The sequence below is a fragment of the Streptomyces sp. NPDC053673 genome (genome assembly GCF_055585225.1).
In genome coordinates, this window is the sequence record NZ_JBVJKN010000013.1 from 143,928 (window position 1) to 169,119 (window position 25,192).

The 25,192-nt window shown below is 71.6% G+C and carries 15 protein-coding genes; all 15 read left to right on the forward strand.

The window, feature by feature from the left end; all coding sequences use genetic code 11:
• The first annotated feature begins 27 nt into the window (after positions 1-27).
• On the forward strand, positions 28-2,310 hold the full coding sequence (locus tag ACZ6ZQ_RS20235; protein ID WP_469769932.1) for an ATP-binding protein: 2,283 nt from the start codon (positions 28-30) through the stop codon (positions 2,308-2,310).
• Entirely contained in the window at positions 2,301-2,612 is a 312-nt protein-coding gene (locus ACZ6ZQ_RS20240) for a hypothetical protein (protein ID WP_469769880.1), read from the forward strand. Before ACZ6ZQ_RS20235 ends, ACZ6ZQ_RS20240 begins: the two co-directional genes overlap by 10 nt.
• Positions 2,609-9,163 (forward strand): eCIS core domain-containing protein, encoded by a 6,555-nt coding sequence (locus ACZ6ZQ_RS20245; protein ID WP_469769881.1) that lies wholly within the window; start codon positions 2,609-2,611, stop codon positions 9,161-9,163. Before ACZ6ZQ_RS20240 ends, ACZ6ZQ_RS20245 begins: the two co-directional genes overlap by 4 nt.
• Before the next feature lie 15 nt (positions 9,164-9,178).
• Positions 9,179-9,643, forward strand: a complete 465-nt coding sequence (locus ACZ6ZQ_RS20250; RefSeq protein ID WP_469769882.1) for a hypothetical protein — start codon at positions 9,179-9,181, stop codon at positions 9,641-9,643.
• Between the two features lie 89 nt (positions 9,644-9,732).
• Positions 9,733-10,401 (forward strand): hypothetical protein, encoded by a 669-nt coding sequence (locus tag ACZ6ZQ_RS20255; protein ID WP_469769883.1) that lies wholly within the window; start codon positions 9,733-9,735, stop codon positions 10,399-10,401.
• Between the two features lie 6 nt (positions 10,402-10,407).
• Positions 10,408-10,752 carry a hypothetical protein gene (locus ACZ6ZQ_RS20260; protein ID WP_469769884.1) on the forward strand — a complete coding sequence of 115 codons (345 nt, stop codon included), beginning with the start codon at positions 10,408-10,410 and terminating at the stop codon, positions 10,750-10,752.
• On the forward strand, positions 10,745-11,887 hold the full coding sequence (locus tag ACZ6ZQ_RS20265) for a hypothetical protein (RefSeq protein WP_469769885.1): 1,143 nt from the start codon (positions 10,745-10,747) through the stop codon (positions 11,885-11,887). Before ACZ6ZQ_RS20260 ends, ACZ6ZQ_RS20265 begins: the two co-directional genes overlap by 8 nt.
• A gap of 18 nt (positions 11,888-11,905) precedes the next feature.
• Positions 11,906-12,433, forward strand: coding sequence for a phage baseplate assembly protein V (locus ACZ6ZQ_RS20270; RefSeq protein WP_469769886.1), 528 nt, complete (start codon positions 11,906-11,908; stop codon positions 12,431-12,433).
• Positions 12,434-12,452: 19 nt separating this feature from the next.
• On the forward strand, positions 12,453-12,791 hold the full coding sequence (locus ACZ6ZQ_RS20275) for a hypothetical protein (protein ID WP_469769887.1): 339 nt from the start codon (positions 12,453-12,455) through the stop codon (positions 12,789-12,791).
• On the forward strand, positions 12,788-13,165 hold the full coding sequence (locus ACZ6ZQ_RS20280; protein ID WP_453663966.1) for a GPW/gp25 family protein: 378 nt from the start codon (positions 12,788-12,790) through the stop codon (positions 13,163-13,165). Before ACZ6ZQ_RS20275 ends, ACZ6ZQ_RS20280 begins: the two co-directional genes overlap by 4 nt.
• On the forward strand, positions 13,162-16,416 hold the full coding sequence (locus tag ACZ6ZQ_RS20285) for a putative baseplate assembly protein (RefSeq protein ID WP_469769888.1): 3,255 nt from the start codon (positions 13,162-13,164) through the stop codon (positions 16,414-16,416). The genes ACZ6ZQ_RS20280 and ACZ6ZQ_RS20285 overlap by 4 nt, the downstream gene beginning before the upstream one ends.
• Positions 16,413-20,219: a putative baseplate assembly protein gene (locus ACZ6ZQ_RS20290; protein ID WP_469769889.1), complete on the forward strand. Its 3,807-nt coding sequence runs from the start codon at positions 16,413-16,415 to the stop codon at positions 20,217-20,219. The genes ACZ6ZQ_RS20285 and ACZ6ZQ_RS20290 overlap by 4 nt, the downstream gene beginning before the upstream one ends.
• Positions 20,220-20,326: 107 nt before the next feature.
• Complete coding sequence (locus ACZ6ZQ_RS20295; RefSeq protein WP_469769933.1) at positions 20,327-22,498, forward strand: hypothetical protein; 2,172 nt, start codon at positions 20,327-20,329, stop codon at positions 22,496-22,498.
• Between the two features lie 99 nt (positions 22,499-22,597).
• Positions 22,598-24,211, forward strand: a complete 1,614-nt coding sequence (locus tag ACZ6ZQ_RS20300; RefSeq protein ID WP_469769890.1) for a DUF6519 domain-containing protein — start codon at positions 22,598-22,600, stop codon at positions 24,209-24,211.
• A 27-nt stretch (positions 24,212-24,238) separates the two neighbouring features.
• Entirely contained in the window at positions 24,239-25,123 is an 885-nt protein-coding gene (locus ACZ6ZQ_RS20305) for a peptidoglycan-binding protein (RefSeq protein ID WP_469769891.1), read from the forward strand.
• Positions 25,124-25,192: the final 69 nt, after the last annotated feature.

Below are 25,192 nucleotides of genomic sequence, written 5' to 3' on the forward strand. Positions count from 1 at the left end.
GTGCGCGACACGGGGGCGGGTGAGGACATGGGCACGTACGAGGGGACCGGCCAGGGCACGGGGACGGGCGCGGGAACGGGCGCAAGCACGGACGGCCGCGCGCTGGCGACGGCGATCCGCTCGGTCCTCGCCCGCATCGACGCGCATGCGGCGCGGGCGCGGACGGGAGCCCGCGGGAGTGCCGCCGCCGGCACGCCCGGCCCCGGGACCGACACCCCTGCCGGAAGGGGTCCGCGCCGTGCGACGGTGGACGCAGCGGAGCCGGGATCCGCATCCGGCACCGGACATGGCGACTCCGCGGCAGCCGCACCCGCCGACGAGCGGCCGGACCCAGCCGTGTCCGCGGGCGTCCGCCGCCCCGACGACTCAGCTCCCGGCGGGGACCTCGCCGTGACCGGCGACGCCACGCACGGCACGTCCGCTGCCTCCGGCGCGCAGCAGCCACGCCGGGACACCGCCGCGCCCGGCGCGGTCGAGCCGGGCAGCACGGGCGCCGTGCTCGCCGGCGGCGGGCCGGCCGCTCTCCAGGCGCTCGTCACGTGCTTCGGGCTCACACCGTTCGAGCGTGACGTCGTTCTCCTCGCCGCCGCCGCGGAGCTGGATCCCACCACGGGCAGCCGCTGCGCCGCCGCGTGCGGCGACCCGGAACGGGCGCATCCGACCTTCTCGCTCGCCCTCGCCGCGCTCGCGGACGCGCACTGGAGCGCGCTGACCCCCGTCGCGCCACTGCGCCGCTGGCGGCTCGTCGAACTGGACGACGAGACCCGGCTGACCACCTCCCGGCTCCGCCTCGACGAGCGGATCCTGCACTTCCTGGTCGGCTCGCCGTATCTGGACGCCCGGCTGCACGGGCTCCTCCGCCGTACGAGCGTGTCGGACACCCTCCCCTCCTCGTACGACCTGGCCGCGAGCCGGGTCACCGCCGGCTGGACGGGGGCCGGCCGGACCGCCCCGCTCGGGGTCGAGCTGGTCGGCGGCGATCTGCGTTCCCGCGCGGACATCGCCGCCGCGGCCGCCCGCCGTTCCGGTCTCGGTCTGTACTCGATGGCCGCCGAGGACATCCCCACCGACCCCGCCGAGCGCGACCGCCTCGCCCGGCTCTGGCAGCGCGAGGCGATCCTGCTGCCCGCGGCGCTCCTGGTGGAGGTCGGGGACCTGGAGCGCGAACAGGCCGCCGCCACGGACGCGTTCCTCGAGAGCGCCGCCGTACCCCTCGTCGTATCCAGTCCTGATCCGCGGCAGACCGCGCGGCAGCGCGGCGAGCGGGTCACCGTACCGGCCCTCGACACCGACGAGCAGCTGGGCGTGTGGGCGGACGCCTTCGAGGACGTACCGGAGGTGTCCGAGGAGGACCTTCGTGATCTCGTCGCGCAGTTCTCGCTGCCGCCGCATCTGATCCGCTCCGCCGGCGCGACCGTCGTACGGGACCTGCCGGACGAGAACGAGCTGGACGCCACCCAACTGGCGTGGAAGGCGGGGCTCACCGAGGCCCGGATGGGCATGGACGAACTGGGCCGACGGATCGAACCGCAGGCGTCGTGGGGCGATCTGGTGCTCGCGGAGCGGCAGTTGAAGATCCTGCGGGAGATCGTCGCGCATGTACGGCAGCGGTCCACCGTCTACCAGGAGTGGGGCTTCGCGGCGACGCTGCGCCGCGGCCTCGGCGTCACCGCGCTCTTCGCCGGCGGCTCCGGCACCGGAAAGACCCTCGCCGCCGAGGTGATGGCAAGGGAACTGGGGCTGGATCTGTTCATCATCGATCTGTCCCAGGTGGTCAGCAAGTACATCGGTGAGACGGAGAAGAACCTGCGAAAGGTCTTCGACGCCGCCGAGCGCGGCGGCGCGCTGCTGCTGTTCGACGAGGCCGACGCGCTGTTCGGCAAGCGCAGCGAGGTCAAGGACAGCCATGACCGGTACGCGAACCTCGAGGTGAGCTATCTGCTGATGCGGATGGAGGCGTACCGGGGCCTGGCCATCCTCACGACCAACATGAAGCAGGCCCTGGACACGGCGTTCATGCGCCGTATCCGCTTCGTCGTCGACTTCCCCTTCCCCGGGGAGAGCGAGCGCGCCGAGATCTGGCGGCGTGTGCTGCCCGCGCAGGCCCCGATGAAGGGCGTCGATCCGGAGCTGCTGGCACGGCTGACCGTGGCGGGCGGCTCGATCCGCAACATCGCGCTGTCCGGCGCCTTCCTCGCCGCGGAGGAGGGCGACCGGCTCCGGATGCGGCACATGCTGGAGGCGGCGCGCACCGAATACCTCAAGCTGGACCGCTCCTTGACACCCTCGGAGGTCCACGGATGGGTCTGAACGAGGTGCCTCGCACCGCGCCTGGCGCATCTGCCGCACGCACCGTACGCGTCGACATCGGCGAACTGGTGCTGGACGGCTTCGAGCAGCTGGACCCGGAGCGGGTGTCGGCGGCCTTCCAGGCCGAGCTGGCCCGGCTCGTACGGGAGCGGGGCGTACCGCTGGCCGCGGACGGCGGCCGGGCACTGGACGCGCTGTCCGGGCTGCCGCCGCTGCCGGCGACGGCCTCGCCACGGCGGCTCGGCGAGGCGCTGGCGCGCGCGGTCCACGCGGGACTTTCGGGACGGGGTGAGTCGCGATGAGTACGTCCCATGCCTCGGCCCAGGACGCCCAGGCGGCGCAGGCCGAGCGGCGCCGCAAGCGCAAGGAGCGGGCCAAGTCCCGTACACCGGAGCCGAAGAACATCGTCAGCGGCGCCGGTCAGCCGCTCGATCTGAGCGTACGACGGGAGCTGGAGGAGCAGCTCGGGCACGACTTCAGCCGGGTCCGCCTGCACACCGACCGGGACGCGGGCGCGCTCACGGAGATGCTGGGCGCGGACGCGGTCGCGGTCGGCCAGGACATCTTCTTCCGCGAGGGCGCGTACCGGCCGGGCACGGCGGACGGACAGCGGCTGCTCGCACACGAACTGCTGCACACGGTGCAGAACCCGGACGGTCTGGGCGCGCTGCGCGCGGGGCGGGACGTGGGGGCGGTGTCGCTGCCGCAGCAGGCGATGGAGCGCGAGGCGGAGTCGGCGGCGCAGGATCTCGCACGGGACGGCCTCGCAAGGGACGGGGAGACCGCGGCCGACGTGGCACCGGGTCAGGCGACGCCGGGCTGGCTGCGGTACGCCACTGTGGACGCCGACCGCAGGCGTCTGGAGGAGATGGACCCCGCGACGCTGCTCGATCGAATGGCGAACAGCGTCCTGCGCTCCCTGCGCGGCGACCCGCAGGACCTGTCCAAGCGGGTACGTACACGACTCGCCCGCCTCTCCGAGGAGATGCAGGACGCCGTACTGGACCGGCTGGAGCTCCGGCTGCTCAGCGCGGAGCACGAGCACCTGATCGAACTGGTGGAGGAGACCGAGGCGGCGGGCCTGCACGGGCAGGACCCGTCGGCGACACCCGCAGCGCTTCCCGACGCCCTTGAGCTGCTGGAAGAGGATCGGGACCGGGTGCGCCTCACCCAGGCGAACAGTGAAGCCGCAGCTCTTGCCGAAAGGCAGCGGCCGCGCACGGACACCGACCGGCGCGAGGAGGAGACGCCCCGGGACACTGAAGGCGCTCCCGCTCCCGACGAGCACCAGGATTCTCCGCCCGACGGCGGTGGAACGCCGGACTCTTCGCGACCGCCCGGGTCCACCCAGCAGAACTCCACGCAGAGCAGCGGCGCCACCCAGGCCAAGTCCGCTGCCGCTACGGCATCCGGGAGCAGCTCCGCTTCCCGGAGCGGGCAATCCCGGAGCGGGCGATCCCAGAGCGGGCAGGAGCAGGGCGGCAGCGAGCGGACCGGCGGGAAGTCGGCCGCGGAGACACCGGCTTCCGGCAAGGAGTCAGCGACCGACCAGAACCGCCCCGCCGCCGAGTCCGCGGCCGTCCGGCAGCAGTCGGCCAAGGAGGACAAGCGCGGGGACAGCGACAGGAAGAGTGCCGGTGTCGAACCCGGAGCGCTGCTGAAGACCGCCGACCTCGGCGCCAGGAGCACCCTGGACGGCAAGCGCCTCCAGGACGAGGAGGCTGCGGACGAGGACCCGTTCAGCCTGGAGGCGGGCCTGGAGGGCGACTTCCGGGACCTCGGCGAGGAGAACCCCGAACGCGAGGACAGCGCCTGGGACGTCGAGTTGCAGCCCGAGGACTTCGTACCCGAGTCCGACCTCGACGTCTCCGGCGTACCGACCGCGGACGGGATCGCTCCGGGCTCGGACGCACAGCAGCAGCTGCCTTCCTTCCCCTCACCGCCCCCCACCAAGGCCGAACAGGTCCAGGCGCAGCGTGAGGAGGAGGACGCGCGGGATGCCGGGCCGGACACCGACGAGTTCACGTCGCCCGTCCCCACCGGTGACGGCGCGGCGGTTTCGCCGGCCGCGCGGAGCGGGGCCGGGAACCGTGGGGCATCGCTCCTCCGGGACGCGAAGCCGGTGGAGCAGGAGCTCGCCCCGGCACCCGGTGCGGGGCGCATCTCGACACCCGAAGCCACCACCCCTGCGAAGAGCGGTCCGGAGCCGGAGACAGCCGCGGACGAGCGCGAGCCGTCCGGGACGGAGGACAAGCAAGCCGAGCCGGAGCAGGTGCCGCAGGAGCCGGAGCGTGCTGCGGAAGAGCGGCAGGCGGAGCGGGCCGCGGCGTCCAGCGGCAGTTCGCCGACGTCCGGTTCGCCGGATTCGCAGACCGCGGCCTCGCCCGGCACTGCCACTGCGCCGTCCGGCACGACCGCCTCGTCCGCCCCTGCGACCGGCCAGGCGACCGGGACACAGCCCTCGCCCGCCGGTGACACCGCTCCGGCCGGACGTGGCGGGGCCATGGAACAGGCAGCCGCCTCTCCCCCTGCCTCCGGCGGCAACGCGCCCGGAACGGGCGGGAGCAACGAAGCAGCCGGCTCAGGTGGTTCATCGGGCCCCGCTCCGGCCGCGGCGCCCGCGGCCCCGGCTCGTACCCCGGCCCCGGCCCGCCGCCGCTCGACCGGACCGGCGCCCCGTACCAGGGGCGGCGGTGGAGGTACCCGCCGCGCCTCGGGCAGCGGAGGCGGAGGCGGAGGTGCACGCGCCGCGGCGTCGTCGAAGGCCAATTCGGCACCCGGTGCGCCGAATCTGTCGCAGGTGTCGCCGGAGGCAGGGCTGAGTACGGCCGCGCAGCTGAAGCCGCACCGGGCCCTTGAGGCACTGGGCGGGGTGAACGGCGCGGTCGACCGCAGCGTGGGCCAGGAGCACCAGGCGCTGCGAAGCGCGCCGCCCACCATGGAACGGCCCGCAGGCGCACCGCAGACCCTGCACGGCGCGCCGACGACGTCCGCCCCGGGCGAGTACTCCGGTGATCCGGCCGCCAAGGTCGACTCTCCGGAGCAGGAAGAGGCGAAGGTCGAGGGTGACAAGGCCCCGGAGGGCGAGATTCCGGGGATGGACATCGAGGAGCCGAGCACGCTCGAAGGACTGCTGGCGGGCGGAGCCCAGCTCGTCGTGGGTGCGATCAACGGCATCGCGAGCGCTTTCGGGGCCGACGAGGACGTCATCGACTCCGACGCCGTGGTCCGGTGGATTCTCGACCTGCCGACCGAGGACGAGATGCTCGCCAAGGCCTCCGTGGGCATGGCGCCCGGCGTGGGCCTGGAGGGCGAGACCGGCGGACGCGCCGACGAGCAGGGCACGGAGGTCGAGAACAAGGGCCGGCAGCTGCACTCGCAGGGGCAGTCTGAGGCCGCGCGCCCGCTGGGTGAAGACCAGGTCTACCCCGATGTGCCACAGGAGACGCTCACTTCGAAAGTGCCGGGCGCGCGGGGACAGGGCGGCGGCGCCGGAGGTGCTGCTGCGGCAGCGGGCCGCATACCTCCGGAGGCCGTGTCCGAGGTGGCCGAGCACGAGCGCGGCCCTCAGCTCCAAGGCGCGTACAGCGACGGCCAGAAGACCATGGCCGCCAAGCGGCAGGTCAAAGACCGGGACACCCACGCGTCGCGGCAGCGCCACAAGGAGCAGGTCCGGACCGAGATCGACACCAACACCAGGGCGCAGGCCACGGAGCGCGAGAAGACGAAGCTCGAAGTGGCCCGGCAGCGCCAGGAGTGGCGGACCGAGCAGGACACGGAGCTCAACGGCCTCGGCACAAAGAAGTCCGACAAGATCCAGAAGCTCCGTCAGGAGGTGACGGACAGGGAGAAGCAGACCGACCAGAAGGTCGAGGGGGACCGGAAGACCAAAGAACAGGGCATCGGGACAGAGACCAAGAACGCGCAGGACAAGGCGGTCAGGGAGCGCGACACTGCCAAGAACAGCGCCGGAAGCTGGCTCTCCGAGGCGTTCGACTGGATCCGCAGGAAGCTCATCGAGCTCAAGAACGCCATCATCGAAGCCTTCCGGCTGGCGCGCGAGGCCGTCGTCAAGCTGATCACCGACTTCAAGGGCACGGTGCTCGGCTGGATCAACGAGGCACGCAAGTTCATCGTCGAGAAGTTCAAGCAGTTCACCGAGGCCCTGATTCAGCTGGCCAAGGACCTCCTCGACACGATCCTCAAGATCGCGAACCGCATCCGCAACCTCATCATCCGTATCCGCGACGCGGCGATCGCCCTGGTCAACCGGATCGCCAACGAGCTCAAGCGGATGATCAACGGCCTGCTCAACAGGATCGCGAAGATCCTCAGCGACATTCTCGACGCCCTCAAGGAAGGCCTGCGTCTGGCGGTACAGGCCGTGATGACCGCCGTCAAGGCCATCATGGACTTCGCCCTGGGCCTGCTCAACGCGCTGGGCGAGTGGGCGATGATCGCCGCCGACATCATCATGGATCCCGGCGCATGGCTCAGCGGCGCCGCCGCCTCGGCGGAGGACGGCGCACGGAACCATCTGTTCCGCGAAGTCACCTCGGCGGTCAAGAACTGGTTCAACGAGAAGATCCAGGAAGTCCTCGGCCTCCCCAAGCAGATCTTCGACGCCCTGCTCAACGGCGGGGTGAGCAAGGAGCAGATGGCGAAGGAGGCGTGGGACGCGGCGCTTCCCCAACTGCCCGTCATCATCGGCGAGGTCGTGGTCACAAAGATCATCGCCAAGCTGATCCCAGGCGCGGGGTGGGTCATGGCCGTCATCGACGCGCTGAAGTCCGCGTGGGGTGCGCTGAGTGAAATCCTCAAGGCCTTCGGCGCCTTCATGGACTACCTGAAGGCCGTCAAGGGCGGAAACGCGGGCGTGCTCTTCGCCAAGGCTGTGGCCTCGGGCGTGGTGGCGCTGCTGGAGCTGGCGTACGAGGCGCTGCTCAGCGGCATCGGCAAGTACGTGAAGAAGGTCGGCGACCGACTGCGCGGGGTAGCCGCGAAGCTCAGGAAGCCCGGGGCGAAGGACCCCGCCAGGCCGGACCAGTCCGACAAGCCGGCCACGCCCAACGCCCCTGGGGCTCCCAAGGACCCGACCCGTCCGAACCCGCCGGACCGGCCTCAGGCGACGGAGCAGCCGAAGCCGAACGCGGGTGCGTCGAACCGGCCGGACAAGAAGAAGCAGGCCGAACAGGCCCAGCAGAAGACCAAGCAGGCCAACGACGAGCTGAAGAACCCGAAGCGCCCGTCCCGCCCTCCGAGGCCGGCCCGCCCCCGCCCCACCCGTTCCCCGGCCCGGCCCGCCGCGCGGCGCGACACTTCAGCTCCGCGTCCGGACACCCGCAAGCCGGACAGGACCCCGGACAACCGCCGCACCAACGACCGGGACCAGGACCGCCCCCGCCGCGAGACGGAGGGCACGAAGCCGTCCCCGCGTCGGCGCGATCCTTCACCGGAGCGCCGGGCGGACGACCGCGCGAAGCAGACGGTAAAGGCGGCCCAGAACCGCAACCGCCGCGCCCGGCGCGACCTGGACCGCAACAACGACCGCGACAACAGGCGCCGTCGCGACCTGGACAACAACGACCGCAGGATGCGGGACGCGTACCGGCGACGGAGGGATCTGCTGCGGGATCAGCAGAAGCGGCGGGAGGAGCAGAAGCGGCGGCGGCGCGACGAGCGGCGCGGGAAGGAGAACTCGCCGCAGTCCAAGGACGACCGTCTCCGACGGATCATCGCCCGGATCCGTCCGAAGATCCGGCTGCTCCTCCAACGCATGGTATTGCAGCCCGCCATGCGCGCGGCCCTGCGGGCCATCCGCGCTTGGTACCGGCTGACGAGCCTGCTGGAAGAGGGTCTCCCGAACTTCACCATCCAGGCCCGGCTCAATCCGCAGGGCCCGGTCGCACGGGGGCGGTCACGGACCCGCGAGCAGCTTCTCGAGGAGTCCGGAGCCACCCCTGAGCAGATCCTCGGCGACAGCGACGCACGGATCACGGCCACCGACAACTGGACCGTCTATTTCGACGAGCAGTCGCCGGGCGACCTCTCCGAACGCATCAACAGGATCATGGCGGTTCAGCGCAGCGTCGGCCGGGGCGACCAGGGGGCATTCATCACGGCGAACCACCGGCCGCGACCCCAGCCCCAGGGACGCGAGCCGGAGCGCCCGGGGACGGGCACGCCGTCCACGCGCACCCGGCACGCGGACGACACGTCGCGTGTCCCGGATTCGACTCGCCCGTCCGGGGAGACCGGGCCCAGGGCACTTCCCCCGGGGCGTGCCCCTCGCGCCATAGGCGCCGGCAACGGGGGGCCGATCAGTCTCAGGGACCTTCGTGACTGGGACAGGCGCGGCAGGGCCCGGGTCCAGCCGGAGGGCGGCCCCCGGGAGCAGAACAGGTGGGCGGCGGCCGAGCGTTACGTCCAGCAGCAGCTCGGCGGCGGACGGACGCAGCACACCGAGTACGTGCAGGCGACCCACGCCGAGGCCTATGACGGGGACTACCCGGTCGCCACGACCCCGGGGGGCAGGCAACGCCGGGAGCGGGACGTCGACGTGCTCTCCCAGCGCGGCGAACGCGAGCAGTACGTCGAGGTGAAGAGCTATCTGCGGCATCGAGGGAAGGACACCAATCTCGAGGTGCGGCTCGAAGGCGAGAACGCCCGAGCGGCGGAAGGCCGCCCCGTCACTCATGACCAAATCAACAGGGACGTCCATATAAAGAGGAACAAAGAAGGACTGGGCAGGAAGGTTGATATTATATGGATCTTCGTCGGCGCACCCCCGTCAGCAGCACTCCGAGGCAAGTTAATGGGTGCCGGTTTCACAGTCGTCCACGTACCCATGTAGCAAAAGAGGCGGAGCATGAACGGACCGGAGAACCCCCAGGAACTGTGCGCGCAGCGGGTGCGGGAACTGGTCGAGTGGCGCGAGGGCAGCGAAAACGCCGTCGCCTATCTCGGTGAGCTGCTTCAGATCGATCCGCCAGGCGAGCTCGTGAAGGATCCCCGGCTGGGAATCCTCGCACTCGACTCCCTGGTCGGGAACGAGGAGGTCACCGATCCCACGGCCGGCGACGACCTGTGGCTCACCACACATCTGATCGCCTATCTCGCCGAATACCTGATCAAAAAGCACAACGGCCGCTGGACCGTTGACACCGAACCGGATTCCCCCACCTATGCCAATTATGTGGTCGCCGTCGAAAAGCCCGACGGCTCCGCGGCGACCTTCGATATGACGGCCCAGGTGGTCTCGTTCCTCGAGCAACCTCCCGGGCGCAGTCTTCTGCGACTGATCGCCGACATCGAACTGAACTTCAGCCGATGACCCCAATTCGACCAGAACAAGAAGCCCCTCGCCTCTTCCGATATGACCCTCCGTCCGGAGACGATTCGACCAGAACAGGGAACTGATCTGTGACCCGCTACGCCGACATACCCAAGCCCATCCGCTCCGGCATCGTCGTCGTCGACCCCGAACGCGGCACCCCCCAGCGCATCATCGTCCTCCAGTTCAACCCCGACACCCTCGAACGCTCCCTCGCCCCCCAGGCCGCCGGAGGCAGCGGCGACGCCGGCGGCGGAGGAAGCGGAGGCGGGGACCGGAATGAGGCGCTACGCCTGAAGGGGCCCGCCCAGGAGACCTGGAAGTTCACCGCCGAGATCGACGCCACCGATCAGTTCGAGGTGGCCGCTCCCGACGGGATCCACCCGCAGCTCGCGACGCTCGAGATGCTCGTGCATCCGACCACCGCGCAGCTGCGCGAGGCGTCCCAGCGGACCAAGAAGGGCACGATCGAGATCAGTCCGATCGAGATGCCGCTGACCCTCTTCACCTGGGGGAGCAAGCGCGTCATGCCCGTGCGGCTGACGGAGCTGTCGATCAATGAGTCGGCGTTCGACGTCAACCTCAACCCGATCAGGGCCGGCCTGAGCATCGGGATGAAGGTGCTGTCGGTCAGCGACCTGCCGGCGGGGCACCGCGGTGCCGATCTGTATCTCGCGCATCTGGCGCAGAAGGAGCGGCTCGCCGCGTCCGCAAGGGGCGGGCGGCTGGCCGAACTGGGACTGGGACGGGGGTTGTAAGGCGTGATGGAGCCCTACGAAAGTGCGTTGGACGCGATACCGGGATCGCACCCCTACCCCCGCACGAGCCGGTACCACGACGCCGAGATCGGGGTGCACACGCAGCCCGACGGGACCGAAGTGCGGTACACCAAGCGGCGGTTGCTGCCGCCGCTGCCCGCCGCCGAGGACACGGCGCCGCACACCGTCAACAGCGGCGAGCGCCCGGACCACCTCGGGCAGCGGTACTTCGGCGACCCGGGGCAGTGGTGGCAGATCGCGGACGCCAGTCCCGTACTCGATCCGCACGAGCTGACCGCGGAGCCCGGGCGGGAGATCCGGATACCCCTGCCGGGTGGATTCCATGGCTGATGAGACGCCGGTCGGGAACGGACCCGTTCATCTCACCCTGCACATGGGACCCAGGCTCACCCGTCCCGTCCCCGCCGAGGTGGCCGAGGCGCTGCTGTCCGCGCAGATCACCATGACCGCCGGGGAGCGGAGCGGGTTCCAGCTGGCGTTCGACCTCACCAAACGAGGGTTGATCACGGATCGGCTGCTGCCCGACGGGTTCTTCGACCCCAAGACCAGGGTCATCGTCACGACCTCGATCAAGGGGACGTCGACCGTGATCCTCGACGGTCTCGTCGTGCGGCAGGAGGTGGGTGCGAGCAATATCCCGGGCCAGAGCACCCTCACCGTCACGGGCGAAGACCTGACCCTCCTCATGGATCTCGAGGAGCGGACCGATCGGTACCCGAATCTGCCGCCTTCGGAGCGGGTGAGAAGGATTCTGGCGAAGTACGCCGAGTACGGCATCACTCCGCGGGTCGTCCCGGAGCAGGTGCATCAGCCGCCCCGGGAGCAGCTGCGCGTCGAGTACCAGACCGGGACCGATCTGCAGTATGTGAACGAGCTCGCCAGAGCGAACGGCTACACCTTCTATCTCGAGCCCGGGCCGGGGCACCAGCAGTCCTTCGCCTATTGGGGGCCCGAGCGGCGGCTGGGCACGCGGCAGCACGCGCTCAACGTCAACATGGACGTCAACTCCACCGTCGACCAGCTGACGTTCGCCTACGACGGGACGGCACGCGAGGAGCCGCAGGCGCGCTGGCAGGACCCCCGGACACGGGACTCGCAGCTGCTGCCCCAGCCCGACATCAATCCGCTGCGCCCGCCGCTCGGCAAACGGGCCACGCCCGCACTCAAGCGGAGGACCCTGTCCGGAACCGCGAAAAGGGCCCCGGAACAGGCCCAGGCAGAGCTGCTGGCCAGGGCCGCGACCTCCGCCGACGCGATCTCCGGCTCAGGCTCGCTGGACGTCAACCGGCACGGATACGTGCTCCAGCCGCGCGAGCTGGTCGGGGTGCGCGGCAGCGGACGGACGTACGACGGCGACTACTACGTCAAGTCCGTCACCCACAACATCAGGCCCGGCTCGTACCAGCAGAACTTCACGCTTTCCCGCGAGGGCCTGATCGCCCGCAGCGGCACCGTACGACCGTAGGGACCAGGAGAACTTCGCATGGCTGCAGGACCGAACAACCGGTTTCTCGGCAAGTTCCGGGGCCAGGTGGTGAACAACCAGGATCCGCTGAGGATCGGCCGCGTCACGGTCAAGGTGCCGGATGTGCTGGGCGACGAGCCGTCCACGTGGGCCCTGCCCTGCCTGCCGTTCACCGGGCGCGACTCCGGGCACTACGCGGTCCCGGCGGAAGGGGCTGGCGTATGGGTGGAGTTCGAGCAGGGCGATCCGAGCTACCCCATCTGGACGGGGTGTTGGTACGGACACGAGTCCGAGGTGCCGCAGGACGCGCTGGCGGGTCCGCCGACGCACCAGAACGTCGTGATCCAGACCTCCGACAAGCACAAGCTGGTGATGGGAGACGTGCCCGGCGGCAATGGCATCCGGCTCCAGGCCGCAACGGGAGCGTACGTACAGATCGACGAGAAGGGCGTGACCATCGCCAATGGCCAGGGCGCATCGATCGCGCTGATCGGCAATGAGGTCAACATCAACGAGGGCCGGTTGATCGTGCCCAAGAAGCCATAGCCAGGAAACGGGGAGAATCGTGTTGTCCGGGAATCTCGTGAACGGCGGTACCTCGATCCGCTGTCCGCACGGCGGCCGTGTCGTGCCCGCCTCCGCCTCGTCGTCCGGAGTGCGGATCGACGGCCATCTCGTGCCGACCGCCGCCGATGTCTTCACTGTCAGCGGCTGCGGGCACACGGTCGACGGAGTGCCGCATCCATGCGCGACCGTGCGCTGGACGCCTGACCGCGGCGGTGTGCTGGTCGACGGCTCGCCGGTGCTGCTCGACACCTCGTCCGCGCTCTGCTTCAGCGCCGCGCTGGTGCCGCAGGGCCCGCCCGTCGTCACGACCGCGGCACGGGGGGTGGCCTCCCGATGAGGACCGTACGCACCGATATCGCCTTCCCGTACCGGACGGACCGGCGCGGGCGCACCGCGCACGCCGCGTACGACGAGCATGTGCGCGATCTGGTCGAGCAGTTGCTGTTCACCAGCCCGGGCGAGCGCGTGATGCGCCCCGACTTCGGCTGCGGTCTGCTCGATCTGGTCTTCACGCCCAACAGCCCGGAGCTGGCGTCCGCACTCGAGTTGTCGGTGCAGGCCTCGCTGCAGCGCTGGCTGGGCGAACTGATCGAGGTGGAGGACCTGGACGTGGTGAGCGAGGAGAACGTGGTCCGGGTGTATCTGCGCTATGTGGTGCGCTCCACCGGGAGCCGGCGCGACGAGGTGTTCGAGGGGAGTGGACCGGCGTGAGCGAATCCACCACGGAGTTGGTCTGCCGTACGGACGGCAGGCGGGCGAAGGTACGCGCCGCGCGGCTCGGAGGGGTGGACGCCGTCGAGGTCGGTGACGACGGGCTGACGCTCACGGTCACCTTTCTCGGCAAGGCGCCCGACGGGCTCTGCCCGGAGAACGTACGTATCGACGGTGGCCGACGGGGCACCGGTATCGAGGCCGTCGAGGTGTCCGTCGAACGCGAGGAGGACCCGGAGCTCGACGACCGGCTCTTCGTCACGCTCGACCGCACCGGGGACACGTCCCGCTACCGGCTCTCCGTCGTCGACACCGATCCGTACGGAAGGCCGGGGACGGAACCCTTCCCCGGCTTCGACCAGCGGTACTTCTCGGCCGAGTTCGCCTTCCGTCCGGACTGCCCGACGCCCTTCGACTGCAAGGACGAACAGCCGGACTGCCCGCCGGCGCACGCCGCCCCCGCACCCGTCATCGACTACACGGCTCGCGACTACGACACGATCCGCACCCTGATCCTGGACCGGCTGGCGCTGACCGCGCCGGGCTGGATCGAGCGCAGTGCCGCCGATCTCGGCACGACGCTCGTCGAACTGCTCGCCCACACCGCCGACCGGATCAGCTATCAGCAGGACGCGGTCGCCACGGAGGCCTACCTCGACACGGCCCGCCGCCGGGTGTCCGTACGCCGGCATGTGCGGCTCATCGACTATCCGATGCACGACGGGGTCAACGCCCGCGCGTTCGTCACGGTCGAGACCGTGCGGGAACTGACCCTCCTCCCCGGCACGTTCCGCTTCGCGGCGGTGGATGTGCGCAGGCTGGGCCCGCGCGACCGGCCCGAGATCGGCACCGTCGTGGACGAACGCGATCTGGCCGTGCTCGACGAGCGCGGTTCGGTGGAGGTCTTCGAGCCGGTCGTGGCCGAGGAGCCGCTGGTACTGCGCCCCGCACACAACAGCATCCGTTTCTGGACCTGGGGCGACGAGGTGTGCTCGCTGCCCAAGGGCGCCACCGCGGCGACGCTGCGGGACGAGTGGGCGGACGAGCAGTGCTCGGTGCGGGCACTGCAGCTGTCGCCCGGCGATCTGCTGCTGATCGAGGAAGTGCGCGGGGCGCGCTCCGGGACGCCCGGCGACGCGGATCCGGCGCATCGGCAGGCCGTGCGTCTCACGTCCGTCACACCGGTCGTGGACCGGCTGGCCGATCAGCCGGTGCTCGAGGTCACCTGGGCGCAGGAGGACGCGCTCGCCTTCCCTGTGTGTCTCTCCACGCGTGCCGGACGGGGCTGCGAGCCCGTCGAGGACGTCAGCGTGGCTCGCGGCAATGTCGTACTCGTCGACCACGGCCGGTCGCTGACCTTCTGCGGCGCCCCCGCGGACACGGTGACCGTGCCACCCGCGCCGGCTGTCCTCGGGTCCTGCGATCCGTCGCGTCTCGGCTGCTGGGACGGCGACCAGGGCAATGCCGTGGCCGATCTGATCAATGCCCGGCTGGATCAGACGCGGCACGGCCGGCTGCTGACCGCCGATCACATACGGGAGCTCTTCACCGTCGTCGGCGAGGACGAGACGGCCCGCGCGGGTCTCGGTCTGGAACTCGCGGGCCGGCGGCGCGAGAAGGTCGTCCCGGGCACCGCGTACGACCAGGCCGAGGCGCTCGAGACGCTGCTGGCGCAGGTCGTCTACCCCGGCATCGTCCCGCGCCTCCGGCCGGTGCTGGAGCGCTCCCCCGTCGTCCAGTCCGTGCCCTTCCCCGAGCCGCGCCATGTCTCGGCAGGCCAGTCCGAGCGGCTGGCGTCGATTCCGGGCCGGGTCAGGGGGCGTCTGGTGGAGCTGTGGCGCAGCGCCCGCGACTGCGACGGGCTCACCGAGCCGGAGATCACCGAGCTGACCGTGCTGTTCGGGTTACGGGTGCTGGAGCGCCTGGAGCTGCGCCGTCATCCGGTGCGTGCGCTGCGCGAGCTGCTGCACCGCAGTGAGCGGCTGCTGGCCGCGAAGCTGCGCCGGCTCGACGTGCTGGCGGCTCGGGCGCGTGCCGGCGCGGTGCTCGACGGGTCCATCGCCTGGGAGATCGCGCACAGTTGGGGTCCCGAGTACGCGGCCGGGCTGCATCCGGGCGAGCCGGTACTGCGGGGTCCCGCCGCGGCCCTCGCCCAGGATCCGCGGTCCGCGCTGCCGGCGGTCACGGTCGTGGACGGCGACGGCGACGGCGACGGCGACGGCGACGGCGACGGGACATGGACGCCGAAGCGCGACCTGCTGGACAGCGGTCCGCGGGACCGTCACTTCGTCGGCGAGCTGGAGGACGACGGGCGGATCGCCCTGCGCTTCGGCGACGGGCGGCACGGGGCGCGCCCGCGGCCGAGCGCACGCCTGGAGCTGCACTACCGGCTCGGCGGCGGTGTCGCGGGCAACGTCGGCGCGGAGGCCATCAACCACCTGGTGCTCTGTCGCGATCCCGAGGCTTCCGACGCCGGGGACCCGATGCCGGTGGCCGGCGTACGCAACCCGCTGCCCGCCGTCGGCGGCACCGAACCCGAACCCCTTGAGCAGGTACGCCAGTTGGCGCCGCTCGACCTGAAGCGCTCCCGGCTGCGTGCCGTCACCGCCGAGGACTACGCGGCGCTCGCGGCACAGCTCCCCGGGGTGCAGCGGGCGGCCGCGGAGATCCGCTGGACCGGCAGCGTCCAGGAGGCGCATGTCGCGGTCGACGCGCTGGGGACCGGTGATCCTTCCCCCGAGCTGCTCGACTCGGTGTCGTACGCCCTGGAGAGCTACCGCCGCATCGGCCACGATCTGGTGGTCGGCCCGGCGCGGCAGGTCCCGCTGGACATCGCCCTCGCGGTGTGCGCCGCGCCCGGCCATCAGCACGGGCAGATCCTCGCCGAGCTGTACCGGCTCCTCGGCAGCCGCCGGCTGCCCGGCGGGCGGCTCGGGTTCTTCCACCCTGATGCGCTGGCCTTCGGCGAACCGGTGCGGCTGAGCCGGCTGGTGGCGGTCGCGGCGTCCGTGCAAGGCGTGCAGAGCGTACGGGTGACCCGGCTGAGCCGGCTGTTCCACCACACGTCCATCAACAGCACCGGCGAGGCAACTGAAACAGCTGAAACAGCCGACCCGTTCGACACCGATGACACCGCACTGGAGGCAGGCGTGCTGCGGCTCGGCCCGCTGGAGATCGCGCGTTGCGACAACGACCCCGACCGGCCCGAGCTGGGCCGGCTGTCGATCGAGCTCGGTGGAGGTGCCCGATGAGCGGCCCGCACGACTGCGGTTGCGGCTGTCGCGGGCACGACGAGCGCCACGCACCCAAGGCCCTGTACAACCCGCCGGGCCGCACGGCCCTGGAGTACCGGGTGGGCGAGTACGGCTCGTTCCTGGCGGCCATGCTGGACCGGCTCGCGTCGCCGGCCTATCCGGCGCTGCGCGGTCTCACCGTCCGCACTCCCGACGACCCGGCGATCGGGCTGCTCGACGCCTGGGCGGTCGTCGGTGACCTGCTGACCTTCCATTCCGAGCGGATCGCGGACGAGGGGTATCTGCGCACCGCCGACGAGTACCGTTCGCTGGCACTCCTGGGGCGACTGGTCGGGCACCGGCCGCGGCCCGGCATCGCGGCCGACACCCACCTCGCGTACACCCTGGACCGCGATCCGCGGGCCGAGGACACTCCGGTGCTGATTCCGCGCGGCGCCCGCAGCAACAGCGTGCCCGCCTCCGCCGACGAGGCTTCGCAGACCTTCGAGACCGGCGAGGACCTGACGGCGCGCTGGGCCTGGAACGAACTGGCCGTGCGCCGGCGCCGCCCGGGCCTGCTGACCGCGGACGATCTGCGGCAGCGTTCCGAGATCTACGTCTCCGGTACCGGCACGTCCCTGCAGACCGGGGACAAGCTGCTGTTCGTCTTCGGCGGCGGCCGGGGGACGGGCGACCGGGCGGCGAGCGGACAGGGGGCCGGCGCGCAGCGGCTGTTGCTGCCGGTGGCCCGCATCCGGATCGACCGGGACGACGACGTGACGGCGATCGGGCTGCCGCAGTCCGCCCCGAAGTCGCTGACCGAGCTGGTGGCCGAGCTGCGCCAGTGGATCACGGAGGACGCTCCGGACGTCGAGGACGCAGACCCCACTCCGGACAACCCCAACCCTCGTCCCGTCAGCATGCTCATCGAGACGTTCGACGCCCAGGTGCTGGCGCCGCTGCGGGCCGAACTGGACGGGATCACCAGCCCGGCGCAGTTCGCCCGGCGGCTCGCGGACCCGCACGAGCGGCTCGCCGAAGCACAGATGCTCGCCGCTCCGTACCAGGAGGTCGCCGACTGGTTCGAGCGGTTGGAGGCGGTGGTCGGCGAACTACGGGATCGGGCGGCGGATCTGGAGCCCTCCCAGCCTGCACCGCCGGCTTCCGCCGCTGCGACGGGTTCAGCGGACTCAATGGCGGACTCCGCGGCCATGCGGGCTCTCGGCGCCGTCCTGCCCGCGCTGCGCACTCCGGTTGTGAAGCCCCCGTCGGGGACCGTCCCGCACACCGCGAGCAGTCTCTTCGCACCCGGCTCCGACCTGGGCGCGCAACTGCTGTCCGCCCTCGATCCGCGGGTCGCGGACGGGATGTACGCGGCGTGGCGCGGTGCCGCCCCCGCCGTGCCCGCGCTGCTGCGGGAGCTCCAGGCGATGCGGGTGACGGCCGCGCCGTTCGGGGCGACGGCTCCGCTCAAGCCCGTGCAGGACGAGCGCGGACGGGTGATCCGGCAGACGGACTGGCCGCTCGGCGGCTCCGCGCTGACCACGATGCGGGTCGTGTACGACACGGCGGGCCGGGTGCCGGTGCGTGCCGAGTTCCAGCACATCGAGACCGGCTCCTCGGTGCAGACGTCGGAGAACCTGCCTGCCGACAAGACCTTCCGGCTGGGCCCCGGTCAGGTGTCGCTGCAAACACGTGTGGGCCAGGACCACGACCTGAGCTGGCTGACCCGGCGGCCCGCGGACTCGCAGGAGCCCGGCGTGACCGCGCAGTTCACGGACGGACTGCCCGAGCGGACCCTGTTCGTGTCCCGGCCCGCCGAGGACGGACGGGTCCATGTCGTCGTGCACAACGGCGAGCCGCTCAACTGGCTGCTGGCTCCGGGCGAGCACCGTCAGCAGACCCACGGCGGACTCGAAGTGACGGTGCGGTACACGGCGGCCGGCGAGCCGCCGAACGTCGAGATCGGCATCGCGACCGTACCGGAGCAGGCCAACCGCCATGTCCTGCCGCTCGACTCCGTGCAGGACGGCATCACCGTCGGCAGCTGGGTCGCGATCGAGCGTCCGCGCAAGGGCGCCGAGGGCGGAATCCCCGGCGACGCGAAACTCGCGTTCGTGACCACGCGCGTGACCGCCGTTCGCACCGCCGCGTACACCAACTTCGGCATCACGGGGCGCGGCACCGAGCTCACCCTCGCCGACGCCTGGCTGGACGAGCACGATGTGCTGCTGTCCACGATCCGGGACGCCACCGTGCACGCGGGCGGCGAGGCGCTGCGCCTGGCCGACGAGCCGCTGGGCGAGGACGTGCACGGCAATGAGATCGAGCTGGCCCAGCTGTACGACGGGCTGCGGCCGGGCCGCCGTCTGATCGTGTCGGGCGAGCGCACCGACATCCCGAACACGGCGGGCGTGCGCGGCACCGAACTGGCGGTGATCGCCGCGGTGGAGCAGCAACTCGATCCGCTGCTGCCCGGTGACCATGTCCACACCCGGCTGACGCTGACCGCGGATCTGGCCTACCGCTACCGCCGTGACACCGTGCGCATCCAGGGCAATGTGGTCCCGGCGACGCACGGCGAGAGCCGCGACGAGCCGATCGGCAGCGGAGACGCGGGCCGGACCAACCAGACGTTCACGCTCTGGCAGTCACCGCTGACCTGGCTGCCCGCCGACAATCCTCTGGGTGCGACGCCCACGCTGGAGATACGGGTCGACGGGCTGCTGTGGCACGAGGTCGACAGCCTGGCCGGGCGCGGCCCGCGGGAGCGGGTGTACGTGTCGGGCACGACCGCGGACGGGCGTACCACGGTGACCTTCGGCGACGGAGTGCACGGCGCGCGGCTGCCCACGGGGCAGGAGAACGTCCGGGCCCGGTACCGCTTCGGCACCGGCCGGGCCGCCAATGTCGCGGCGGACCGCATCACCCAGGCGGTCACCCGGCCGCTGGGCGTCACGGCGGTCACCAATCCGCAGCCCGCCACGGGCGGTGCGGACGCCGACGGCCGCGGGCTGACCCGGCGCACCATCCCGCTCGCGGTCTCCGCGCTCGACCGGCTCGTGTCCGTGAAGGACTACGAGGACTTCGTCCGTTCGCGGGCGGGTATCGGCCGGGCCTCGGCACGCGAGATCTTCGACGGGCGACGCCGGGTGCTGCATGTGACGGTCGCCGGCGTGGACGACATCGCGATCGGCGCCGACTCCGAGGTGCTGCGGGCGCTGCGCTCCTCGCTCGCGCAGTACGGCGACTCGCGGCTGCCGGTCCGGGTGGATGTGCGTGAGCTGGTGATGTTGCTGCTCTCGGCGCGGGTGAAGGTGGCCCGCGACCACACCTGGACGGTCGTCGAGCCACGGCTGCGGCAGGCGTTGCTGCGCGAGTTCGGCAGCGGCCAACGGGAGTTGGGGGCTCCGGCACGGCTCTCGGAGGTCATGGCGACCGCGCATTCGGTGCCGGGCGTGGACTACGTGGACGTGGACGTGTTCACCGGAGTCCCGGCTTCCGTCACCCCGAGCGGGCTCATCGGGCTCGCCGGATCGCTCGCCGAACCGCGCACCACGGTCCCGGCCAGGGCGGCCGAGTACGACGAGGACGTGCACCGGGTCACCACCGACGGCGGGGAGACACTCACGGAGATCGCCGCCCGGTACAGCATCTCGCCGGCCGAACTGCTGCGGCTCAACCGGGACATCACCGATACCCGCCGGCTGGAGAAGGGCCGGGCGGTCTTCGTCTTCCGGGGCATCCGGCCGGCGCAGCTCGTCCTGCTGTCGCCGCAGGTCACGGACACGCTGATTCTGACGGAGGTGACCGACCGGTGAGCGACGGCCGTGACATCAGCCGCTTCCGCGGCGGGGCGGCCGCCGGGCCGCAGACAACCGCGGCAGGCGCACCGCTGCGCCGCGCGGGCGGAGAAGGGAACGAAAAGATGCGGAGCAGGGAACCCGACGGCCTCGCGGAGCTGCTCCCGCAGTGGCACCGACTGCGCGACGCCGAGGGCGGAGAGCCGCTGCGCGCACTGCTCGCGGTGATCGCCGAGCAGGTCGACCGGGTGCGGGACGGGGTCGAGCAGAGCTACGAGGACTGGTTCGTGGAGACGGCGGCGCCCTGGGTGCTTCCGTATCTCGGTGATCTGGTCGGCTACACCCCGCTGCCCGGCTATGAGCGGGTGCAGGCGCAGGGCCTGACGGGCCTCGACGGCGAGGACGGCGGCGATTCGCGCGCCCGGCTCGCCGAGGCGCTGGCACCGCGCCGCGACGTCGCCGCGACCGTCGCCAACCGGCGGCGCAAGGGCACGCTGGCACTGCTGGAGGAGCTTGCCGACTCGGTCGCCGGATGGCCTTCGCGGGCCGTGGAGTTCTCCCGGCTCGTGTCCCATCAGCAACCGGTCAAGCTGTACGGATCGGGCACCGAGGCCGTCAACGCGCGGCGGCGGGGTCGCGGCCGGCTCGTCGACGTGCGGGAGGGCGTGGCTCTTGACCTGGCGGGCGGCCCGTTCGGCTCGGTCGCGCAGTCCGTGGACGTGCGCCGGGCCGGCTCGGTCCGCGCGCAGGGGGGCTACTCCCCCGCCGGCGTGGGGCTGTTCGTGTGGCGGCTGAAGCCGTACCACGTGACCCGCGCGCCCGCGTACTGTATCGACCGGGCCCGCAATCTCTACACCTTCTCGATTCTCGGCAACGACAGCCCGCTGGTGACCAAGCCGGTGCCCGAGCCGTCGGCCACACACATCGCGACGGTCGACAACGTCCCCGCGTACATCCGCCGCCGGCAGCTCGCCGACCGGCTCGCGGACTACTACGGGCCCGGCAGGTCCTTCACGATCTGGCGTGACGGCCAGGACGAGCCGGTGCCGCTGTCGGATCTCGTGGTGGCGGATCTGACGGACTGGCGCTACCGCCCCAAGCGCGGGCAGGTCGCCGTCGATCCGGCGCTCGGCCGGATCGCCTTCGGGTCGCGCTCGGCGCCGCGGCAGGGCGTGTGGGTCACCTACCACTACGCGTTCTCGGACGACATGGGCGGCGGAGAGTACCCGCGCGACCGTGAGACGCCGACGGCCGCGAAGGTCTACCGGGTCGGCCCGGGCCAGTCCTACCAGCGCATCATGGACGCGTACGGCGACTGGCGGACCGACCGGCGGGCCGGGCACTGCGGCCCCGAGGGCATCATCGAGATCACGCACAGCGGCGCCTACCAGGAGCAGCTGGACTTCGATCTGGATCCCGGCGACCGGCTGGAGCTGCGGGCCGCCGAGGGGACACGGCCGGTGATCCGGCTGCTCGACTGGTACAGCAACCGGCCGGACGCGCTCAACATCCGCGCCCAGGAGGAGTGTGCGCACGACGCTCCGCGGATCGTGCTGGACGGTCTGCTGATAACCGGGCGCGGCCTCAATGTCACCGGGCCGGTGGGCGCGGTCGTGCTGCGGCACTGCACGCTCGTTCCGGGCTGGTCGTTGGAGCCGGAGTGCGACCCGCACTCGCCCGAGGAGCCGAGCCTGGTGCTCGACCGGACCACCGCGTGCGTCAGCGTCGAGCGCAGCATCCTCGGCACGATCGAGGTGATCGGCGACGAGGTGGGGCACGACCCGCTGGAGATCCACATCCGGGACAGCATCCTGGACGCGACCGGCCACGACCGGGCGGCACTGTCCGCCCCGGACTGCCGCCACGCGCACGCCGTGCTGCACGCGCACCGTACGACCGTCATCGGCGAGGTCCACACCCATGCGGTGCAGATCGCCGAGAACAGCATCTTCACCGGGCGGCTGCACGTGGCCCGGCGGGGCGTCGGCTGTGTGCGGTTCTCGTACGTGCCGCCGGGCTCGCGCACTCCGCGCCGGCACCGCTGCCGGCCCGGTCCGGCGGGCCACGAGAACAGCCGGTCGGTGCGCCCGCTGTTCACCGGCGAGCGGTACGGCACGCCCGCGTACGGGCAGTTGGCCCACGGCTGCGCCGAGGAGATCGGGCGGGGCGCGGAGGACGCCTCCGAGATGGGCGCCTTCCACGATCTGTACCAGCCACAGCGCATGGACAGCTTGCGGGCCCGGCTCGCCGAGTACACCCCGGCCGGTACGGACGCCGGGATCGTCCCCGTCACCTGAATCCCCGTCACCGATCCCCGCCGCCTCGTCGCCATCTCGTCGCCACCGTGCGACACGACTTCTCACCGAACGCCGAACTTCCGAGGGGGACCCCTTCCCATGCACGCAGACATCTCCCGCATCACCTTCCGGCCGGACCGGCACTACTCGGCGGTGATCGCACAGCAGGGCCGCGTCCAGCTCGACGCGGACGCCAATGAACAGGCCGCGATCCAGCTGGACCGGGCCCGTACCGTCGCCGCCGATCTGATCGGTCAGCACGGCGGCCCGGCCGGCGCGACCGGCTTCGCGGTGGGCTTCGACGGCCGCGGCCAGGAGCTCGACGATCTGACCATCGCGGGCGGTCGTTACTACGTGGACGGCATCCTGCTGGACGCCACGCGTCCGCGCCCCGGCACACCGGTCCCCGACGACGGGCATGCGGCCGACAAGGGCGACGAGAGCGACAAGGACAACAAGGGCGCCAAGGACACCCCGGCGGCGCCGGCCGCGGCGGCGACCTGGACGTACTGGGACCAGCCCGACGGATACCGGGACCCGGAGCGCCCCGGTGACCGGCTGCCCGCCGAGCGCCCGTATCTGGCCTATCTGAAGGTGTGGGAGCGCTCGGTCACCGCGGCCGAGGACCCGCTGCTGCGGGAGGTGGCGCTGGGGTCCGCGATGCCCGACACGGCGGCGAGGCTGAAGGTCGTCTGGCAGGTGCTGCCGCTGGCGGGCTCACGGCTGGAGCTGGCGGACGGGGCGGACAGCGACAAGGCCGACATCCGTGCGGCGTTCGCCAAGTGGGCGGCGGCGCAGGCCCCGACCGCGCGGATGGCGGCGCGCAGCGAGCGCCCGGACCACGCGGACGAGGACCCGTGCCTGGTCAAGCCGGACGCCCGCTACCGGGGCCCGGAGAACCAGCTGTACCGCGTGGAGATCCATGAAGGCGGCACGGCGCAGGAAGCGACGTTCAAGTGGTCCCGGGAGAACGGCTCGGTGACCTTCGCCGTCGACGGACTCGACGGCACCTGGGCGGAGCTGGCGTCGCTGGGCAGCGACGACAAGCTCGATCTGAACGTCGGCGACTGGGTCGAGTTGACGGACTCGGCCTACGTCAGCCGCGGCGAGCCGCTGCCGCTGCTGCGGGTGGAGGAGGTCGATCTGCCGGGGCGGCGGGTGCGGCTGTCCGCCGAGCCGCACCCGTCGTTGGGACGGCGTCCCGAACTGCACCCGTTCCTGCGGCGCTGGGACCACCGCGCGGGCTCCCGGCACACCGGCGGTTCGAAGGGTGCGAAGCAGGGGGCGTCGAAGCCGCGGGGTGGTGCGCTCCGGATCCAGGAAGGCGGCTGGCTGCCGCTGGAGGACGGCGTACAGGTGTACTTCGAGCCGGGCAGGACATACCGCTCGGGCGACTTCTGGATCGTCGCCGCGCGTACGGCGACGGGCGACGTCGAGTGGCCCACGGACGCGGCCCGCCGTCCGCTGCTCCGGTCACCCGGCGGGATCCAGGTCCATTACGCGCCGCTGGCCTGGGTGTTCGGCGAGGGTTCGGTCTCCGATCTGCGGCTGGCGTTCGGTCCGCTGGCGGGCCCGATCCCCGCGGCGAACGAGGCGGAACTGGCCGCGGAGGCCGCGGCCGAGGCGGAGGCGACGGCCGCCGAGACGGCCGCTGCGGCCGGTCCACCGGCGGGGACGGACGGCCAGGACGGCCAGGGACAACCCGAGAACTGACGTACCACCTGGGAAGGGAACATCACCATGGCAACGCCTCTGTCCGCCGCCACATTCCTCAAGATCCTCCGTGACGAGGGTCTGCAGGTCGTCGAACACCGGAGCTGGCGTACGCACAACCGCAATCACAAGGGCCCGTGGGGGCCCATGCACGGGGTGATGATCCATCACACCGTGACCTCGGGCACGCAGAACTCCGTGGACATCTGCTACAACGGCCATTCGAGCCTGCCGGGTCCGCTGTGCCACGGTGTGATCGCCAAGGACGGCTCGGTCCATCTGGTCGGTTACGGACGGGCCAACCACGCGGGGCTCGGCGACGACGACGTCCTGCGCGCCGTGATCAACGAGACGGCGCTACCCGCCGACAACGAGGCCAACACCGACGGCAATCGCTACTTCTACGGCTTCGAGTGCGTCAACCTCGGTAACGGCAGCGACCCATGGCCGGCTGCCCAGCTGGAGGCGATCGAGAAGGCGGCGGCCGCGATCTGCCGCGCGCACGGCTGGTCGCACCGCTCGGTGATCGGGCACAAGGAGTGGCAGCCGGGGAAGATCGATCCCCGCGGTTTCACGATGGACTCGATGCGCAGCCGTATCCGGGAGCGCCTCGGCGGCAGGCCGGACGGCCCGGCGAAACCGCCGGCGCCGAAGCCCCCGGCGACCTACGAGCCGTTCCCCGGTGCCGCGTTCTTCGCCGCGGGCCGGAGCAGCGCGGTCATCACGGCGATGGGCAAGCGGCTGGTGGCAGAGGGGTGCGGGCGGTACGAGGTCGGTCCCGGCCCGACGTGGGGCGAGGCCGACCGCAAGTCGTATGCCGCCTGGCAGCGCAAGCTCGGCTACTCGGGCAGCGACGCCGACGGCATCCCGGGAAAGACGAGCTGGGACAAGCTGAAGGTGCCGAACGTCTGACCCTGCTGACCCGCAGTCGTGACGACTCCGGCCGGGCGGCCCGCTCACCAGGGCCGCCCGGCCGGTTCA

Bases quoted from the DNA above. Each gene is read 5' to 3' on its own strand.
- ACZ6ZQ_RS20235 (WP_469769932.1), top strand. From the start codon at position 28: ATGGGCACGTACGAGGGGACCGGCCAGGGCACGGGGACGGGCGCGGGA.
- ACZ6ZQ_RS20240 (WP_469769880.1), top strand. From the start codon at position 2,301: ATGGGTCTGAACGAGGTGCCTCGCACCGCGCCTGGCGCATCTGCCGCA.
- ACZ6ZQ_RS20245 (WP_469769881.1), top strand. From the start codon at position 2,609: ATGAGTACGTCCCATGCCTCGGCCCAGGACGCCCAGGCGGCGCAGGCC.
- ACZ6ZQ_RS20250 (WP_469769882.1), top strand. From the start codon at position 9,179: ATGAACGGACCGGAGAACCCCCAGGAACTGTGCGCGCAGCGGGTGCGG.
- ACZ6ZQ_RS20260 (WP_469769884.1), top strand. From the start codon at position 10,408: ATGGAGCCCTACGAAAGTGCGTTGGACGCGATACCGGGATCGCACCCC.
- ACZ6ZQ_RS20265 (WP_469769885.1), top strand. From the start codon at position 10,745: ATGGCTGATGAGACGCCGGTCGGGAACGGACCCGTTCATCTCACCCTG.
- ACZ6ZQ_RS20270 (WP_469769886.1), top strand. From the start codon at position 11,906: ATGGCTGCAGGACCGAACAACCGGTTTCTCGGCAAGTTCCGGGGCCAG.
- ACZ6ZQ_RS20280 (WP_453663966.1), top strand. From the start codon at position 12,788: ATGAGGACCGTACGCACCGATATCGCCTTCCCGTACCGGACGGACCGG.
- ACZ6ZQ_RS20290 (WP_469769889.1), top strand. From the start codon at position 16,413: ATGAGCGGCCCGCACGACTGCGGTTGCGGCTGTCGCGGGCACGACGAG.
- ACZ6ZQ_RS20295 (WP_469769933.1), top strand. From the start codon at position 20,327: ATGCGGAGCAGGGAACCCGACGGCCTCGCGGAGCTGCTCCCGCAGTGG.
- ACZ6ZQ_RS20300 (WP_469769890.1), top strand. From the start codon at position 22,598: ATGCACGCAGACATCTCCCGCATCACCTTCCGGCCGGACCGGCACTAC.
- ACZ6ZQ_RS20305 (WP_469769891.1), top strand. From the start codon at position 24,239: ATGGCAACGCCTCTGTCCGCCGCCACATTCCTCAAGATCCTCCGTGAC.